Annotated in this window: 16 protein-coding genes; 10 read left to right on the top strand and 6 right to left on the bottom strand. The window is 57.6% G+C overall.

Annotated features, from left to right (window positions below; translation table 11 throughout):
* The first annotated feature begins 12 nt into the window (after nt 1-12).
* The 3 genes from FA91_RS02910 (at nt 13) to FA91_RS02900 (ending at nt 3,631) form a co-directional block, all read left to right on the top strand.
* Complete coding sequence (locus tag FA91_RS02910) at nt 13-924, top strand: LysR family transcriptional regulator (RefSeq protein ID WP_034912375.1); 912 nt, start codon at nt 13-15, stop codon at nt 922-924.
* A gap of 592 nt (nt 925-1,516) precedes the next feature.
* Nucleotides 1,517-2,821 (top strand): MFS transporter, encoded by a 1,305-nt coding sequence (locus tag FA91_RS02905; RefSeq protein WP_034912373.1) that lies wholly within the window; start codon nt 1,517-1,519, stop codon nt 2,819-2,821.
* A gap of 9 nt (nt 2,822-2,830) precedes the next feature.
* Nucleotides 2,831-3,631, top strand: coding sequence for a substrate-binding domain-containing protein (locus FA91_RS02900; protein WP_034912370.1), 801 nt, complete (start codon nt 2,831-2,833; stop codon nt 3,629-3,631).
* Here the strand turns inward: FA91_RS02900 and FA91_RS02895 are convergent.
* Nucleotides 3,582-4,505 carry a LysR family transcriptional regulator gene (locus FA91_RS02895; protein ID WP_034912369.1) on the bottom strand — a complete coding sequence of 308 codons (924 nt, stop codon included), beginning with the start codon at nt 4,503-4,505 and terminating at the stop codon, nt 3,582-3,584. The genes FA91_RS02900 and FA91_RS02895 overlap by 50 nt on opposite strands.
* Nucleotides 4,506-4,688: 183 nt before the next feature.
* On the opposite strand from FA91_RS02895, the gene FA91_RS02890 reads away from it, so the two are divergent.
* Nucleotides 4,689-5,327 (top strand): glutathione S-transferase family protein, encoded by a 639-nt coding sequence (locus FA91_RS02890; protein WP_034912368.1) that lies wholly within the window; start codon nt 4,689-4,691, stop codon nt 5,325-5,327.
* 57 nt (nt 5,328-5,384) lie between these two features.
* On the opposite strand, the gene FA91_RS02885 is transcribed toward FA91_RS02890, so the two are convergent.
* The gene (locus tag FA91_RS02885; RefSeq protein WP_034912367.1) at nt 5,385-6,527 is read right to left on the bottom strand and encodes a methionine synthase; all 1,143 of its coding nucleotides are present in this window, start codon (nt 6,525-6,527) and stop codon (nt 5,385-5,387) included.
* A 154-nt stretch (nt 6,528-6,681) separates the two neighbouring features.
* A complete protein-coding gene (gene cueO / locus FA91_RS02880) occupies nt 6,682-8,232 on the bottom strand; it encodes a multicopper oxidase CueO (protein WP_051936971.1) in 1,551 nt (516 codons plus the stop codon).
* Nucleotides 8,233-8,409: 177 nt separating this feature from the next.
* Between cueO and FA91_RS02875 the strand changes: the two genes are divergently transcribed.
* From FA91_RS02875 to speD, 3 genes are all read left to right on the top strand, one after another.
* Nucleotides 8,410-8,757: a YacC family pilotin-like protein gene (locus tag FA91_RS02875; protein WP_034912363.1), complete on the top strand. Its 348-nt coding sequence runs from the start codon at nt 8,410-8,412 to the stop codon at nt 8,755-8,757.
* 111 nt (nt 8,758-8,868) lie between these two features.
* Nucleotides 8,869-9,726, top strand: coding sequence for a polyamine aminopropyltransferase (gene speE / locus FA91_RS02870; protein WP_034912360.1), 858 nt, complete (start codon nt 8,869-8,871; stop codon nt 9,724-9,726).
* A 27-nt stretch (nt 9,727-9,753) separates the two neighbouring features.
* Nucleotides 9,754-10,563 (top strand): adenosylmethionine decarboxylase, encoded by an 810-nt coding sequence (gene speD / locus FA91_RS02865; RefSeq protein ID WP_034912357.1) that lies wholly within the window; start codon nt 9,754-9,756, stop codon nt 10,561-10,563.
* Nucleotides 10,564-10,608: 45 nt separating this feature from the next.
* Here the strand turns inward: speD and FA91_RS02860 are convergent, their stop codons facing one another.
* From FA91_RS02860 to FA91_RS02850, 3 genes are read right to left on the bottom strand one after another with little or no spacing between them, the layout of a single operon-like run.
* Nucleotides 10,609-11,373, bottom strand: a complete 765-nt coding sequence (locus tag FA91_RS02860) for a DeoR/GlpR family DNA-binding transcription regulator (RefSeq protein WP_034912355.1) — start codon at nt 11,371-11,373, stop codon at nt 10,609-10,611.
* A 6-nt stretch (nt 11,374-11,379) separates the two neighbouring features.
* Complete coding sequence (locus FA91_RS02855; RefSeq protein ID WP_034912353.1) at nt 11,380-12,360, bottom strand: D-threonate 4-phosphate dehydrogenase; 981 nt, start codon at nt 12,358-12,360, stop codon at nt 11,380-11,382.
* The gene (locus FA91_RS02850; RefSeq protein WP_034912350.1) at nt 12,353-13,633 is read right to left on the bottom strand and encodes a four-carbon acid sugar kinase family protein; all 1,281 of its coding nucleotides are present in this window, start codon (nt 13,631-13,633) and stop codon (nt 12,353-12,355) included. The genes FA91_RS02855 and FA91_RS02850 overlap by 8 nt, the downstream gene beginning before the upstream one ends.
* Before the next feature lie 203 nt (nt 13,634-13,836).
* Between FA91_RS02850 and FA91_RS02845 the strand changes: the two genes are divergently transcribed.
* Genes FA91_RS02845 through FA91_RS02835 form a run of 3 tightly spaced genes read left to right on the top strand, consistent with a single transcriptional unit; the run spans nt 13,837 to nt 16,879 of the window.
* Nucleotides 13,837-15,006 carry an iron-containing alcohol dehydrogenase gene (locus FA91_RS02845; RefSeq protein ID WP_034912349.1) on the top strand — a complete coding sequence of 390 codons (1,170 nt, stop codon included), beginning with the start codon at nt 13,837-13,839 and terminating at the stop codon, nt 15,004-15,006.
* Entirely contained in the window at nt 15,003-15,887 is an 885-nt protein-coding gene (locus tag FA91_RS02840; protein ID WP_034912346.1) for a dihydrodipicolinate synthase family protein, read from the top strand. Before FA91_RS02845 ends, FA91_RS02840 begins: the two co-directional genes overlap by 4 nt.
* Nucleotides 15,888-15,928: 41 nt before the next feature.
* Complete coding sequence (locus FA91_RS02835) at nt 15,929-16,879, top strand: phosphoglycerate dehydrogenase (protein ID WP_034912344.1); 951 nt, start codon at nt 15,929-15,931, stop codon at nt 16,877-16,879.
* The last annotated feature ends 16 nt before the right edge of the window (nt 16,880-16,895 follow it).

The raw sequence follows: 16,895 nt of genomic DNA, 5'->3' as shown, positions 1-16,895 counted from the left end.
CGGAGCAAAGGAATGAACGGCTTTCCCGACATTGATACCGATCTTTTACTGGCGCTGGATGCGTTGCTCGCTGAGCAGAATATTACGCATGCGGCAAGCAGGCTGGGGATCAGCCAGCCCGCGATGTCTGCCCGGTTGACGCGCCTTCGCTCGCTGTTCGGCGAACGACTGTTTGTTCCTTCCCCGCATGGCCGCGGCGTGCTGCCCACGCCGCGCGCCGAAGCGTTGCGCCCTTTGGTCAGCCAGGTTTTACAGGCGATGACGGCCATGCTGGCCCCTGAGACTTTTGATCCAACAAGCAGTAATCGAACGTTTGTTATCGCTCTGCATGAGAATCCGGCGCTGATGCTGGGCGCCGATTTACTGAATCAGATGACTCGCGCCGCACCGCATGCCCGTCTGCGCTTTGCCCTGCCGGAGAAAGACAGGCTGGCTGGCGAACTTGAGAATGGCGACATCGATATCTACATTGGTCTCAGCGCCAGCGCGCATGAATCCTGGATTGGCCGCAGGCTGTTTGAAGATACCTTCGCCACCGCGCAGCGTAAGCAGCATCCGCGCGGACGTGAAGCATTCGATGTGGATGCCTTCTGTGCCCTGCCTCACCTGATTGTCTCTTCCGAGGGCGACGCCTTTACCGGTTTTGTCGATCGGGCGCTCGCCGGATCAGGACGACGGCGCAGCGTGGTGATGTCGACGCAGAGCTACGCGATGGCGCCGCCCATCGTGGCGGAAACCGATCTGCTCTGCACCCTGCCGCGCAGGATGCTGCAACGCTTTGGCGAGACGCTGGATTTTTTCGAACCGCCGTTACCGCTGCCAACTATTTCCGTCAGCGTCTACTGGCATCCACGTAATAACGACGATCCGGCCAGCCAGTGGCTGCGTTCGCAGATATTTCTGGCGGCCGGCGTGGCTGATTAGCGGCATGCGCATTGATGGGTTCATTGACGGCGTATGTTAAACCAAGGTTCATTATCGTGGCGGGCCTGGCCGATCAGGCTGGCCGGAAGTCCGGCGGGGAATTTGTGGCCCAGCGCTGTATGCATACCAATCATCTTTTCTGAACTGCCTGTACGGCAGTGAATAGTAAGTATATGCATCAACCCTCTGAACAGAAAGGCTATTCTTCAATAATCCGACAGCAACCCTTTTTTCACTTCACATAAACTCTACTAAAATACAAAAACTTAGCGAAAGGTAAAAATAAAGGGGTCTGCGCCCGGATTATGCTTAGCCATAAAATCTTCATCCCAAACGGCGGCTGACCTTTACGCCGCCATCACAATATGACCTCCATCACAAAACCGGCAAAAATGTTTCATAATTGTTAAATGCGTATTTTTGTCATCGCTTCGTAAACATCAGTAAAGACGCCACGTCAGAGAAATTTCACGGCAACTGATGCGCGTCACGCATCAATAAATCGATTAAATGCACTTATTACCCCGCTATTCTTGATCCAGTCTTTCTTTACTGGTGCAGGAAAAGCGCCACTCAGTAACCGGAGAAAATAATGCAGACCACCGCTACCTCACCCGCCCGTTCGAAGGTCGGCGCGATTTTCCGCGTGACATCGGGCAACTTCCTTGAACAGTTTGATTTCTTTCTGTTTGGATTTTATGCCACCTACATCGCACACACATTCTTCCCCGCAAGCAGCGAATTCGCCTCACTGATGATGACGTTTGCCGTGTTTGGCGCAGGCTTTTTGATGCGGCCTATCGGTGCCGTGATGCTCGGCGCATACATCGATAAAGTGGGCAGACGAAAAGGGCTGATTGTTACGCTGTCGATAATGGCCGTCGGCACTTTTATGATTGTGTTGATCCCCTCTTACCAGAGCATCGGGCTGCTCTCTCCGCTGTTGGTGTTGATTGGCCGCCTGTTGCAGGGCTTTTCGGCGGGCGCGGAACTGGGCGGCGTATCGGTTTACCTGGCAGAGATTGCCACGCCTGGCCGTAAAGGCTTCTATACCAGTTGGCAATCGGGTAGCCAGCAGGTGGCAATCATGATTGCCGCCGTATTGGGCTTTGCGCTCAGCAACATGCTTGAAGAGTCCGCCATTCGTGACTGGGGATGGCGTATTCCCTTCCTGGTCGGCTGCCTGATCGTGCCCTTCATCTTTATTCTGCGTCGCCGCCTGGAAGAGACGGAGGAGTTTAAAACCCGGCGCAGCCACCCTGAGATGGGACAGGCTTTCCGTACGCTGCTCGGTAACTGGCAGGTGGTTATTGCAGGCATGCTGATGGTGGCAATGACCACCACCGCATTTTACCTGATCACCGTCTACGCGCCGACGTTCGGCAAAAAAGTGCTGATGCTCAGCGCGTCAGACAGCTTGCTGGTCACGCTGCTGGTCGCCATATCGAATTTCATCTGGCTGCCCATCGGCGGCATGCTTTCCGACAGGCTCGGTCGCAAACCGGTGCTGATTGCCATGACGCTGCTGGCAATGGCGACCTCGTACCCCGCGCTTCGCCTGCTGGCTGGCGCGCCCAGCTTTTCCATGATGCTTGGCGTACTGCTGTGGCTCTCATTTATTTATGGTCTTTATAACGGCGCGATGGTGCCGGCGCTGACCGAAATCATGCCGGGTGAGGTCAGAGTAGCCGGTTTCTCGCTGGCCTACAGTCTGGCGACGGCGGTGTTTGGCGGCTTCACGCCTGCCATGTCCACCGGCCTGATTCAGCTCACCGGCGATAAAGCATCGCCGGGTTACTGGATGAGTTTCGCCGCCGTCTGTGCGTTCTTTGCAACGCTTTATCTCTATCGCCGCAGCACGGGTCAGTTTCAGTCTGCCCGCAACTCAGCAGGATAAGGAAAAATAATGAAAATTAAAACGCGTCCGCTACTGGTGACCGCGCTGCTGTTTATCGCAGGCGGCGCACAGGCGAAGGAGATTACCGTCATGATCTCCGGCGGTTTCAAGGCCGCCTTAACGCAGCTTGCGCCGCGTTATGAAGCGCAACATGGCGATAAAGTGGTGATCGTTTCCGGCCCGTCAATGGGTAAAACGCCGCAGGCCATCCCCAACCGTCTGGCGCGCGGCGAAAAGGCTGACGTGGTGATTATGGTGGGCGATGCGCTGAAGGCGCTGGAGAGTGATGGCAAAGTCGTGCCCGATTCTCGCGTGGAACTGGCCGACTCGCCGATTGGCGCGGTGGTAAAGGAAGGCCAGCCGAAGGTGGACATCAGTACCGAAGCAGCGCTGCGCACGGCCCTGCTTAACGCCAAATCCATCGCTTATTCGGATAGCGCCAGCGGAAAATACATCAGTACTCAGCTGTTTAAAAAACTCGGTATCGAAAAAGAAGTGGGCAATAAAGCCCATCAGGTAGAGAGGATCCCGGTGGCATCACAGGTGGCGAAAGGAACGTATCAGCTCGGCTTCCAACAGGTCAGCGAACTGATGCCCGAACATGGCGTCACCTTTATCGGCGAACTGCCGGACAGCGTTCAGTATATTACGCGCTTTGCAGGGGCGATCCCCAAAGGCGCGGAAAACGAACCGGAAGCAAAAGCGCTGCTGAACTACCTTGCCTCGGCGGAAGCGCAAAAGGTTGTGCACGAAACCGGCCTTAAGTCGGTAACGACTGCCCCGATGGCGGAGAAGCATGCTGTGCAATAATCAGTCGGGCCAGCTCGCCGGCGATATGCGATGGCGTTCTGCCGCTGCGCCTGAGCAGGCCCATTTCTCTTTTCACCACCGGTTCGGTTAACAAAAGCCAGGTCAGCGCGTGATGGCCTGAAGACGGGACGGACATCGCCGGAACGGCAGCAATACCGATCCCCGCTTCCACCATGCCGAGCTGGGTGGTGACATGCTGCGTTTCACAAATGCTGGGACGGGCCGGGACGATATGCCCCACCGCCCGGTCGAGCAGGTTTCTGTTCCCCGAGGTTTTATCCAGCCTCACCCAGTCGTGCCGGTAAAACTCGGCCCAGCTGATACTTTCCCGCCCAACCAGCGGATGATCGTGGCGGCAGGCGGCGACATAGGTATCTTCTACCAGCGAAATGAACTCGATATCCGGCTGCGGAGAACCGGAGAAGCTGATGCCAAAATCGGCCTCGCCGTTGACCACGGCGTTGTAGACCTCGCCCGCGCTGCTGTCGATAAGCTTGATGCGCACGCGTGGGTACTTTTGCTGAAAGCGCACGATCACATCCGGCATAAAATATAAAGCCGCAGAGGGTACGCAGGCGACGGTAATCAGGCCAGGACGCATCTGCCCTGTTTCGCTGATATCAGAGACGACGTCTTCAAAATCCGCCAGCAGACGCTCCGCCCGCTCGGCGAAGGTGCGCCCCACCAGCGTCAGGCTGACGCGCCGTGTGGTTCTTTCAAACAGCTTTACGCCGAGCGCGCTTTCCAGCTTGTCGATTCTGCGACTAAAAGCGGACTGAGAGAGACAGATTGCTTCGCCCGCCTTACGGAAATTGCCGTGCTTAATCAGCGCGCGGAAGGCGTAGAGGTCGTTCAGATCGACATTCATCGACATGTTTTCAGCCATCTTTGCAAGGAAGCAGTGTATATAAGCAAAATAACCGGCTTTCGCAACCCGGTGCGGCGGCGAAAGCGTGCTGATATTTCAGCAGCCCGGTCGGAATGGGTATACCTTTAACCTTTTCATCGCGTGCAGGCAAGCTGACTCGCACGCAATATTCATCCGCCCGGAGGCAGTATGTTAACCGTTTGGGGCCGTAAAACCTCGTCCAACGTGCAGGCACTGATGTGGTGCATCGGTGAAATGAACCTGCCCTTTAAGCGTCATGATATCGGCCATCACTATGGCGGCACCGATACCGACGCCTTTTTCGCGCTGAATCCTAATCGCACCATTCCTGTTCTTCAGGATGGCGACAATCCGCCCTTGTGGGAAACCGGTGCGATCCTACGCTATCTGGCGAATCGCTATGCCCGCGATGCTTTCTGGCCAGAGGATCTGCTGGCGAGAACGGAGGTTGACCGCTGGATGGAGTGGTCCAAACTGAATATCGCGGAGGCATTTACCGCTCCCGTTTTCTGGCGCGTGGTGAGAACGCCGGCGGAGAAACGCGACCCGACGGCAATCCGTGAGGCGATAACGAAACTTGAGCAGAAATTTGATATTGCTGAGAAACGCTTTGCCACGCAGGCGTTTCTGGTCGGTGAGGCATTCACGCTGGCTGATATCCAGTTTGGCCATGTGCTGTATCGTTATTACGATATTGAGATTGCGCGGAAACCGCTGCCGAATCTGCGCGCCTATTATGAGCGGTTAGAGGCGCGCCCGGCTTTTCGCGAGCATGTCATGGTGTCGTACGAGGCGCTACGCGCCTGAGGTGGCTTTGTCACCCTGAACAGGCGCCGCCGCCGCGCCGTATTCAGCAGAAGCCCGTTACCGCGACCACAGCTTCTGGCTGGCCAGATCGGCCCCGGCGCGCAGCGCGCGGAATTTTTCGCGAACCACCGATGGGTGCACTTCCGGTTTATAGGTGGCCTGCGATGAGAAGCCGCAGTCCACGCCCGCAATGACGTTTTCTTTGCCAACGCGCTCCGCAAAGCGGATCAGCCGCTCGGCGATCAGCTCCGGGTGCTCGACGGTATTGCTGGCGTGGCAAATCACGCCGGGGATCAGGCGTTTCCCCTGTGGCAGTTTGACCTGCTCCCAGATGTGATATTCATGCTCATGGCGCACGTTACCCGCTTCGAAAGAGTAATCGGCGGCATTCAGCGCCAACATGTAGTTCACAAACTCAATGAACGGCACGTCGTGAATGCGCGGACCTTCGTTGATGCTGTAACAGGTGTGATAACGGATGCGTTCCTGCGGGATACCGCGCAGCGCATGGTTGAGGATCTGAATATAATCGTCCGCTTTTTCGCGGATCTGCGCGCTGGTCAGGTGACGATCGGCAAACAGATCGGGCAGGAAAGGATCGTCGATTTGCAGGCTGAAACCCGCGTCAATCGCTGCCGTATACTCCACGCGCAGCGCGTCGGCGACGGCGGCGAGGTAGTCGCTTTCACGCGGGTAAAACTCATTGCTGCCGACGCCGGTTGGCGCAACGGACGGCACAAAGGCATGCTGCGCAGACGACGCATCGACCGCATCGCGAAGGTTTTTCAGATCGCGCTGAAGCTGTTCGGTGCCGTGATAGCTGACCGGCCCGGTGCAGGCAACCGGCACAAAGGGCACCAGGTTGCCGCCCAGCATCGCTTCGCCAAAGTAGTGCTGATAATACTCAGGGAAGGCTTCCACTTCGGCATCAAAGGCGGCATAGCCCTGGCCGGGACGCGGCTCGAAGCCGGAAATGCGATCGCGCACGTAGGCGAAAAAGCCCACTTTCGACATTTCACCGTCCGCCACGATATCAATGCCATCGGCAACCTGCTGCTCAACCGAGGTAAACACCGCGTCGCGAATACCCGCTTCCAGCGCCGGACGATTGTCCGCGCCCTCAATGTTCGCTTTCATCACATCAAGCAGCGCCCTGGGACGCGCCAGGCTGCCGACATGGGTGGTTAAAATACGTGACACTATTTTTCTCCCTGAGTGGTGATCAAAATTAGAGATAGTTACGCAACGGTGAAGACAGTCGATTTATCATTGACCGCAAACTTTGCCGACATCATACCTTTTTCAGATGATTTATTGACCAGTAATTTCCAATTAATCATTGGGTAACCGCGTTTCAGGCGCTCACCGTAAAACTCAGCATCATGCCGGTGTCTTCATGTTCTAACAGGTGACAGTGCGCCATATAGGGGCTCTCTTTCGTTGCCAGATGGTTAAAGCGTACCAGCACCTCACTTCGCCAGCCCTCCACGCGCACACTATCCTTCCAGCCCTGACGATGCGCGTCGGGCGGCTTGCCGTTTTCGGAAACAATACGAAACTGCGCGCCGTGAATATGGAAAGGATGAAGCATTTCATCGCCTTCCCCGGAGATCGTCCATATTTCCGTTTCGCCACGCTTAACGTCAAACGCAGGCGACGCCATATCGAAAGCGGCGCCGTTGATTTTGTTGCTGTGCATCAGATCAAGGGGGGCCGCTTTACCTTTCTCAGCAGGCGCGGCGTTATCGTGCCCGTCGCCGCTCATGCCTGCCATCGCCGATTGACCGTACTTTTCCATCAGCGCCAGCATGCCGCGCCGCTCCAGTTCAGGATCCATCGACATCTGTAGCCAGCGGCTTTTCAGGCCCGCCGGTGAGGGCAGCGCAGGGAGCTCAACCAGCGTATCCGGCAGCGTGCCGCTGGCCATAACCTGTAAGGGGATGATGCTCAGAACCGGCAGCGGCTGGTCAAACGGCGCCAGCGTCATGCCCATCTGACGCACCGGCAGCGTATGCAGATCGAAGGGCTTGCCGTCGTGCGTGTCCACCAGCACTTCAAAACGCTCGCCCGGCATCATCAGCAGGGTTTGCAGCGCAACCGGCTCGCCAAGCAGGCCGCCGTCACCGCCGATAACGTAGAGCGTGCGTCCGTCGCTGGCGGTGAGATTAAGCGATCGCGCATTGCAGCCGTTCAGCAACCTTAATCGCAGCCAGCCACGCGGGACGGCCTGGCGCGGGTAGATTGCGCCGTTGGTCAACAGCACGTTGCCAAACCAGCCCACCGTCGCACTCATTTCATCCAGCGTATAGTCGATTTTGTTGCCGTCAACGCTCAGCCTTTTGTCCTGAAGCACGACGGGAATGTCATCCACGCCCCAGATTTTCGGCAGCAGCAGCTTTTCCGTCGCATCGTCTCTGACCACTAACAGGCCGGCCAGGCCCTGCGCTACCTGATAGCCGCTGCGCATGTGCGGATGCGGATGGAACCAGCAGGTGGCGCCTGGCTGATCCGGCGTGAAGCTCACGCTGCGGCTGTCGCCTGGCGCAATCAGCGCCTGCGGGCCGCCGTCTGCCTCGCCGGGCACCTCCAGACCGTGCCAGTGAACCGTCGTCGCTTCCGGCAGCGTGTTGTGAATAGTTAGGGTGACCGGCTTGCCGCGATCGAGCAGCAACGCCGGGCCGAGCAGGCTGCCGTTATAGCCCCAGGTCGACACCGACTGGCCCCGCCAGGTGGTGGTTCCCTGCTGCGCCGTCAGGTTCATGATGCCGCGCGGGTCGGGCGTCATCAGCGTGGGGATCGGCATCGCCGGCTGCGATTCGGCGGCCATCAAAGCACGGCTCCATAACGGCAGCGCGCTGGCCGCGCCCATCGCGGCGCTCAGCTTGATAAAATCTCGTCGTTGCATTGAACCTGTCCTGTGCATTTGTCTGCGGGCAGGATAACCCGTTCTCACCCGATAAGGTCAAGTTTCCCTGGCTGGCCTGGCGGGCGCGATAAAGAAATCGCGCAGCGGATGAAAATTGCCTGAAGCCTGCCGATAACTGTGTTAACGTTTGGTTATTGCCATCCCTTGAGAACAGTTATGAAGAAATGCATCAAGGCTCTGTTGTTATTGAGCCTCTTTGGCTTCTCGTCTGCGAGCTTTGCCCTGAGCGAGTCGGAAGCGGAAGACCTGGCGGATTTAACCGCCGTTTTTGTCTATTTAAAAAATGACTGCGGCTACCAGAACCTGCCGGATAACCAGATTCGCAAGGCGCTGGTCTTTTTTGCAGAACAAAATCGTTGGGATCTGAGCAACTACGCCAGCTTTAATATGAAATCGCTGGGCGAAGAGAGCTATCGCGATCTGAGCGGCATCGCCGTGTCGAACGACAAAAAATGCAAGTCTCTGGCCCGCGACTCTCTCAGCCTGCTCGCCTACGTCAAATAATCCCCTGCTTTCCCCTCTTTGCTGATAATTTGACCGTGCAACCACGGTCAGAGTTAGCTATTATGTCGCGCCCATTTTTCGTGGCTGTTATCAGGAAGGAGAGCCCCTACCATGGCCGATAAAGAGATGTGGTATGAAACGCTTCATGCCGGGTTCGGACAATATTTTTCTGTCGACAATATCCTGTACCGTGAAAAAACCGGCCACCAGGATCTGGTTATTTTCGAAAATGCGGCGTTTGGTCGCGTCATGGCGCTTGACGGCGTGGTACAAACCACCGAACGCGATGAATTCATCTATCATGAAATGATGACGCACGTGCCCTTGCTGGCGCATGGAGACGCAAAGCGCGTCCTGATCATCGGTGGCGGCGATGGCGCGATGCTGCGCGAAGTCAGCCGACACAAAAACGTCGAACAGATAACCATGGTAGAAATTGACGCAGGCGTGGTGACGTTCTGTAAGCAATACCTGCCCAACCACAGCGCAGGCGCCTACGACGATCCGCGCTTTACGCTGGTGATTGACGACGGCGTGAATTTTGTCAGCCATTGTGACGAAAAATTTGACGTGATTATTTCTGACTGCACCGATCCGGTCGGGCCAGGTGAAAGCCTGTTCACCTCCGAATTTTATGAAGGCTGCCGCCGCTGTCTGAATGAGAACGGTATTTTTGTTGCGCAGAACGGCGTCTGTTTCCTTCAGCAGGATGAGGCGATCGGCAGCCATCGCAAACTGGGCCACTATTTCAGCGACGTCAGCTTTTATCAGGCGGCGATCCCGACCTACTACGGCGGCATCATGACCTTTGCCTGGGCGAGCGATAATCCGGCGCTGCGCCAGACTGATATCGCGACGTTGCAGGCGCGCTTTACCGCCGCGAACCTGACCTGCCGGTATTACAATCCGGCAATCCATAACGGCAGCTTTGCTCTGCCGCAATATCTGTTGAATGCGCTGGCCAACTGACCGGGCATTTTAAGGGGGTGAACGAAATTGCAAAAGCTGAAACTACATGGCTTCAACAACCTGACCAAAAGCCTGAGTTTTTGTATCTACGATATCTGCTACGCCAACACAGATGCTGAGCGTGACGGATACATTGCGTACATTGATGAGCAGTATAATGCTAACCGCCTCACTGAGATCCTGAGCGAAACCTGCTCGATCATCGGTGCAAACGTGCTGAATATCGCGCGCCAGGACTATGAGCCACAGGGCGCCAGCGTCACCATTCTGGTCAGCGAAGAGCCCATCGATCCAAAAGATATCGATAACTCTGAACATCCGGGCCCGCTGCCCAGTTCGGTGGTTGCGCACCTGGATAAGAGCCATATCTGCGTGCACACCTATCCGGAAAGCCATCCGCAGGGCGATCTGTGCACCTTCCGCGCGGATATCGAAGTGTCAACCTGTGGCGTTATTTCGCCACTGAAGGCGCTGAACTACCTGATCCACCAACTGGAATCCGATATCGTCACCATCGACTATCGCGTGCGCGGTTTTACCCGCGACATCAAGGGCGTGAAGCACTATATCGATCATCAGATCAATTCAATTCAGAATTTTATGTCGGACGATATGAAGTCGATGTACGACATGATGGACGTAAACGTTTATCAGGAGAACATCTTCCACACCAAGATGCTGCTGAGAGAGTTCGATCTCAAGCACTATCTCTTCAACACCAAACCGGAAGACCTCAGCCCACAGGAGCACAAGCGTATTACCGACCTGCTGTGGAAAGAGATGCGGGAGATCTATTACGGGCGCAATATTCCGTCCGTCGGACTGAAAACGCTGTAAAAAGAGAACGAAAAACGGGCGGCCGACGAGCCGTCCGTTTTGCTTTCAGGGCTGCGTCAGCGTCAGGTTGAATCCTTGCCCGCTCAGTTCACGCCGCTCTTCCTCGCCCAACCGCGCGTCGGTAATGATATCGGTCAGCGCGTGCAGCGGCGTCACGCAGAACAGCGACCACGAACCATATTTGCTGCTGTCCGCCAGTAAAACGCGGCGACGCGCGTTCGCCAGCAGATCCTCTTTCAGTCCGGCTTTCTCTTCCGTTGGCGTGGTTACGCCCTTCTCAAGGCTCCAGGAGTTACAGCTCACAAAGGCCACGTCAGGATTGATACTGCGCAACAGGCGGCGGCCGTGCTCGCCGATGCAGGACTGGCTGGAGTCGTCGATACGCCCGCCGATGATCGTCACTTCAATCTGCTTAAACTCCGACAGAAACAGCGCAATATGCAAATCCGAGGTGATCACCCGCAGCGGCAGATGCGTCAGCTGGCGAGCCAGCTCCAGCATGGTGGTGCCCGCATCAAGCACCACCGAATCGCCAGACTTCACCCGCTCGGCCGCCGCGCGCGCGATAGCCTGCTTTTCTGCCAGATTGCGCTGCATTTTCTCTACCGTGGTGGGCTGCGCAGGAATAAAACGATTGAGGGTCACGCCGCCATGGGTGCGGCTGACCACGCCTTCGCGATCGAGTTTGATTAAATCCCGCCGGATGGTGGCGGGCGATGCGGAGATCGCTGCCACCAGCTGATCGACGGTCACCAGATTATGGCTTTTCAGATAGTCCATAATCTGATCGAGGCGACTTTGTCCCTTCATATCTTCTTATGCGAGTTGCATTGCCAGCTTGATGGAGATCGCCATGCTCTCAGACTTCGCTTTTCCTGTCCAGGCAATATCAAATGCGGTGCCGTGGTCAGCGGAGGTGCGAATAAACGGCAGGCCGGCGGTGATATTCACCCCGTCGTAAAAGCCCAGAAGCTTAAGCGGAATGTGTCCCTGGTCGTGATACATCGCCACCACGATGTCGTACTGACCTTCATAGCACTGAAGAAAAACGGTATCCGGCGGGCACGGGCCGTAGACGTTATAGCCCTCCGCCTTCATCGCCTCAACGGACGGGCCGACGGTGGTAATCTCTTCGTCACCGAACAGGCCGTTCTCGCCCGCGTGCGGATTGACGCCTGCCACGGCGATGCGCGGATTGTCAAACCCGACGCGCCTCAGGAAGGTGTCCGCCATGCGCACCACCGTTTCCACCCGTTCCCGGCTCAGCGTGTCGAGAAACTTACGCAATGCGATGTGCGTGGTGACGTGGATCACCTTCAGGCGATCGGTATAGAGCACCATGGCATAGTCTTTGCTGTGGGTCAGCGTTGCCAGCAGCTCGGTATGGCCCGGATAGAGATGCCCGGCGGAGTGCAGCGCCTCTTTATTCAGCGGCGCGGTGGCGATGGCCTGTACCTCGCCCGCCATCGCCAGTTCGGTAGCGCGCTTTACGCAGCGCCAGGCAAGATCGCCCGCTTCGGCCTGTACCACGCCCGGCTTTAACGCGTCAGGATCGGCCAGCGGCTCATCAATCACGTTAATGATGCCCGGCGCAAACTGCGCCCCGGCCACGCTGTTCAGCACGCGCAGTTCAGCCTGCGGCGTAATGCCTTTGCTCAGCACCCGACGCAGCGTGGCCGCACATCCCACCACCACCACGGGCGCGCCCGAAAGTTCGCCCTCAGCAAGTGATTTGATGATAATTTCCGGGCCAATACCCGCCGGATCGCCCATGGTTACCGCTATTACGTTATTCACTCGCCTTCTCCTCAATAAAACGGAATACGTCTGTTAGGGTGCTTTCATCACCAAAGCCTCCGGCCTTAGTCAGCACCAGCAGGTTATTTTTTGTGTTGAGCAGGCGGCCATACGGAACACAGCCCGCCACCTGCCCCTGAATCTGAAAGCCCGTCGCGCCCATTCCGCGGGATACCGCTATCGCCACGTCACCGCCGGACAAATAAAGGCCCGCAGGCCGGACATCGCGCAGGATGTCGCGCGTCAGCACCGCCAGAAAATCGCAGATGCGCTCGCCAAGCTGCTGGCGCGTCACGCCATGCCGCGCGCACAACGCGTCAATTTCCAGCCGCTGTCCGGCCTGCTGGCAGGTGCGAATAATGCAGTGGCACCCTTCGCGTAGCGCGCCGATCGCTGCCGTTTGCCACGCGGTGGCATCGGGCCAGGCGGGCGTGGTGAATAACTGCGCGATATCAACATCCACCACCGCCGTGTTCCCGTGCTGCGCACGGGCTATCTGCCTGGCGGCGATCGTGCTCATTGAGCCGACCACCGCCAGCGCGGGCGCGGCGGGCGCGGCAGCCAGGTGCGTGCTGAGCGCATCGCTCAGTCCGGCGGCGCCGACCAGCAGCGGCCGATGGGGGAGCTGCGCGGCGGCCCGCATAATGCAATGCAGATCGTTGTCGCTTTCCGCATCCAGCACGATCAGCCGCTCGCCTGCTTCTATGGCGCGTTCCAGCGCGTCCGCCAGACCGGGCTGGCGTACCGTTGCCAGCCCGATTTGCCCGACGGAGAATTCGCTCTGCGCCCGAAACCGCGCCGCCACGCTGGCCTGCGTCACCGGCGTTTTCGGATCGCTGGCAAATTCTGTTTCGGTAAGCAGCACGCCGTGGATATAGCACTGTCCTTCCCGCGTGATGCGGCCCAGACGCGGCACCGCAGGCACGATCAACGCGGCTTTCGCCCCGCTGGCCAGTAACGCTGCCTGCGTTTCCGCGCCGGGATTGCCGCGTAGCGTGGAGTCGATCTTTTTAAATACCCAGCCGCTGCGCGCCACCTCGCGCCAGTTATCAAGTACAGCGTGCGTGCGTCTTGCCGCTTCTGCGGCGTCAACGGCGCGGCTGTCGGTGCTAATCGCCCATACGTCCGCCGCTGCGGATTGATCACGCGTCGTAATATCGAACAGCACGTTGACCCGGGCGCCTGCCTGCGCAAACCCCGCTCCGGCGTCGTTCGCGCCGGTAAAGTCATCCGCAATGACCAGTACGGGCGTTTTCCACTGCCGCTGCGTCATGTTTACTCCTGAATCTGATAAGGCGGGTAATGCCCACCTGAATGATTATATTCAATCATGATTGATTATATGTGAGCAAGATCAAATTAACTGAAATCAATTTATCCTATAAAATTAGGCACCGCTCGCGACTGCAAGCGAGCAAATGATGAAATGCAATCATTCCATAGCGAAGGCGAATGGAAAGAAACAAGGTAAGGCAAATGAATATAAACAGCACCGTTATCAGCGGCTATCAGACGCTTAACGACATCGGCTATCTGCTTAAGGGCCACCGGCATGTCCTGCTGGTGACCGATAAAAACATCTCCGGTATTCCTGCGGTACAGGCGCTGACTGAGCAACTGCAAGCAAAAGTGCCGAAGATCAGCAAAATCGACTCGGTGCCGCCGGAGCCCGCCCGGCACGACGTGGCGGAGATTGTGGCTGCGCTGGATGCCACGGATGTGGATCTGGTGATCGGCGTGGGCGGCGGCAGCGTGCTGGATGTGGCGAAGCTGTTGTCAGTGCTTTGCGTGAAAGGCGCGCCGACGCTGGAGGCGCTGCTGGAGGGGGAAAAACCGCAAACGCGTACCGCGTCGCTGCTGATCCCCACTACTGCCGGCACCGGTTCCGAAGCGACGCCGAACGCGATTCTGGCGATCCCGGAACGTGAAACGAAAGTCGGTATTATTTCGCCGGTGATGCTGCCCGATCGTGTGATCCTGGCACCAGAACTGACCACCAGCATGCCCGCGCACATCGCCTCTTCTACCGGCATCGACGCGCTTTGCCATCTGATCGAGTGCTTTACCGCCACCGTGTCGAATCCGGTGAGCGACAACTATGCGCTGATCGGCATGAAAAAGCTGTTTGCCAGCCTGGAAAAAACGATTGCCGAGCCGGACAACCTCGCCGCACGGCTGGATATGCTGTGGGCCTCTTACTATGGCGGTGCCGCGATTGCTCACGCCGGGACGCATCTGGTGCATGCCATGTCCTACCCGCTCGGCGGCAAATACCATATTCCGCACGGCGTCGCCAATGCGATCCTGCTGGCGCCCTGCATGCGCTTCGTACGTCCGGCGGCGGTGAGCAAATTTGCACAGGCGTACGATCTGCTGCCCGACGCCAATACGACACTGAGCGAAGAGGAGAAATCCGTCGCACTGGTGGACTATTTCTCCGCGCTGGTGAAACGCCTGAAGCTGCCCGCCAGCCTTGACGAACTGGGTATTAACGCCGATCACCTTCCCTTCCTGGTGGAAGCCGCGCTGGACGTGCAGCGCCTGATGAAAAACGTGCCCGCCCCCGTGAATGCCGATGACGTCCGCGACGTCTATCTGACGCTGTTTCCGGCCCGACCTCACTCACCGCTTACGAGGACATTATGAGTAAAAAAATTACCGGCGTATTAACCGCCATCGTCACGCCTTTTACCGCTGACGGCGACTACAACGAACCGGCGATGCGCGTGCAAATCCAGCGCCAGCTCGCCGCAGGCAACGGCATTTTCTGTGGCGGCACCAACGGCGAATTTTTTGTGCTGAACGCCGACGAGAAGCTGGCCGTCGCCAGAACCTGCATAGAGGAGGTTGGCGGGAAAGCGCCGGTAGTGGCGCACATCGGCGAAATTTCCACGCGTGAAACCCTTCGCCTCGGCAAAAAAATTGCCGCACTGGGCGTTGACGCCGTGTCGGTGATCACGCCGTGGTTCGTGCCGCTGAAGCAGGAAGAGCTGATCGCACATTATGAAGAAGTGGCCGATGCGCTTGAGGTGCCGATCTTCCTGTACAACATCCCGGTGCGCACCGGCAACACGCTCCAGCCGGAAACGGTACGCACGCTGGCGGCGCATCCGAATATTATCGGCATCAAGGACAGCGCGGGCAGCTACGAGAGCCTGAGCGGCTTTTTGCAGGTCGCCAACGGCATCGACAATTTCGACGTGCTGAACGGGCCGGATTCGCTGATCCATCAGGGCTTCGTTGACGGCTGCTCCGCCTGTATTTCTGGCCTGGCTAACGTCGCGCCGAAAGAGATCAACGCTATCTGGGAACGCTTTAACGCAGGCGATATCGACGGCTCGCGTAAGGCGCAGGAGAACGTTACCGGACTGCGCACCGATCTCTACAGCGTGGCGTTCTCTCCGGCGGCGGTGAAAAAAGCCGTGGCGCTGATGGGTCATGACGTTGGCGAAAGCCGCTATGCGGTGCGCTTCAGCGCCGATGAAGCGCAGCGTATTCGCCAGATCGTCAACCAGTACACGCAATAAATTTGTGCGGGCGCTGCCCGCCTTACACCGGGACAATCAAAATGAAAGTGATTTGTACATCACCCTCTTTTGCAAAATATGACGACCAGCCCGCTACCACGCTGCAACAGCAGGGTTTTGAGCTGGTCGTGCTGCCCGCCGACGCGCCGCTGAGCGCGCTGGAACCACACCTGGCGGATACCGTGGCGATGATCGTGGCGTTCACTGAGGTCAACGATGCGCTGCTGGATCGCGCGCCGCAGCTCAAAATCGTCTGCAAACACGGCGTGGGCGTCGACAATATCGATCTGGATGCGACCAAAGCGCGCGGCATTTATGTCACCAACGTGCCGGATGCCAATAAACACGCGGTGGCCGACTTTGCCTTCGCGCTGATCCTCAACGCCGCGCGTCAGGTCACGCAGGCGGCCATAGCGACGCGCGCGGGGGCGTGGCCGCGCATTTTTGCCACCGATGTCTGTGGCAAAACGCTGGGCATTATCGGGCTGGGCAATATCGGCAAGCAGGTTGCCCTGCGTGCCAGCGGCTTCAACATGCGCGTGCTGGCATTTGATTTTTACCCCGACGAGACATTCGCCGCTGAGCATAACGTTGAGTTTGTCTCGCTGGATGCGCTGACCGCGCAGAGCGATTTTATCACCCTGCACACGCCGCTGACGCCGGAAACGCGCAACCTGTTCGACAGCAAACGCATCGGCGAAATGAAGAAATCAGCGTTTTTAATTAACGTCTCGCGCGGCGGCGTGGTCAATGAAGCCGATCTCTTTAGCGCGCTCTCCGACAAGGTGATTGCCGGCGCGGCAGCCGACGTCTTCGACAGCGAGCCGCTGGAGACGCATCCGCTGTTCTCGCTGGATAACTTTATTCCTACCTCACATATCGCGGGCTATACCGACGGGGCGATCGGCGCGATCGGCGAGCGCTGCGTGCAGCAAATTATTCAGTGCGTGAAAGAACAGCAGCGGCCCGTCAACGTGATGAACACGCTGTAAGGCCCTGCCATGAAAA

Origin of the sequence: Erwinia sp. 9145 (assembly GCF_000745075.1) — a bacterium.
Classification (GTDB): domain Bacteria; phylum Pseudomonadota; class Gammaproteobacteria; order Enterobacterales; family Enterobacteriaceae; genus Erwinia; species Erwinia oleae.
Note: the sequence above shows the minus strand (reverse complement) of the source record. Positions and strands in the feature narration are given on the sequence as shown.

Coding starts and splice junctions, on each gene's coding strand:
- FA91_RS02910 (WP_034912375.1), top strand. CDS start 13: ATGAACGGCTTTCCCGACATTGATACCGATCTTTTACTGGCGCTGGAT.
- FA91_RS02905 (WP_034912373.1), top strand. CDS start 1,517: ATGCAGACCACCGCTACCTCACCCGCCCGTTCGAAGGTCGGCGCGATT.
- FA91_RS02900 (WP_034912370.1), top strand. CDS start 2,831: ATGAAAATTAAAACGCGTCCGCTACTGGTGACCGCGCTGCTGTTTATC.
- FA91_RS02895 (WP_034912369.1), bottom strand. CDS start 4,505: ATGTCGATGAATGTCGATCTGAACGACCTCTACGCCTTCCGCGCGCTG.
- FA91_RS02890 (WP_034912368.1), top strand. CDS start 4,689: ATGTTAACCGTTTGGGGCCGTAAAACCTCGTCCAACGTGCAGGCACTG.
- cueO (WP_051936971.1), bottom strand. CDS start 8,232: ATGCAACGACGAGATTTTATCAAGCTGAGCGCCGCGATGGGCGCGGCC.
- FA91_RS02875 (WP_034912363.1), top strand. CDS start 8,410: ATGAAGAAATGCATCAAGGCTCTGTTGTTATTGAGCCTCTTTGGCTTC.
- speE (WP_034912360.1), top strand. CDS start 8,869: ATGGCCGATAAAGAGATGTGGTATGAAACGCTTCATGCCGGGTTCGGA.
- FA91_RS02860 (WP_034912355.1), bottom strand. CDS start 11,373: ATGAAGGGACAAAGTCGCCTCGATCAGATTATGGACTATCTGAAAAGC.
- FA91_RS02850 (WP_034912350.1), bottom strand. CDS start 13,633: ATGACGCAGCGGCAGTGGAAAACGCCCGTACTGGTCATTGCGGATGAC.
- FA91_RS02845 (WP_034912349.1), top strand. CDS start 13,837: ATGAATATAAACAGCACCGTTATCAGCGGCTATCAGACGCTTAACGAC.
- FA91_RS02840 (WP_034912346.1), top strand. CDS start 15,003: ATGAGTAAAAAAATTACCGGCGTATTAACCGCCATCGTCACGCCTTTT.
- FA91_RS02835 (WP_034912344.1), top strand. CDS start 15,929: ATGAAAGTGATTTGTACATCACCCTCTTTTGCAAAATATGACGACCAG.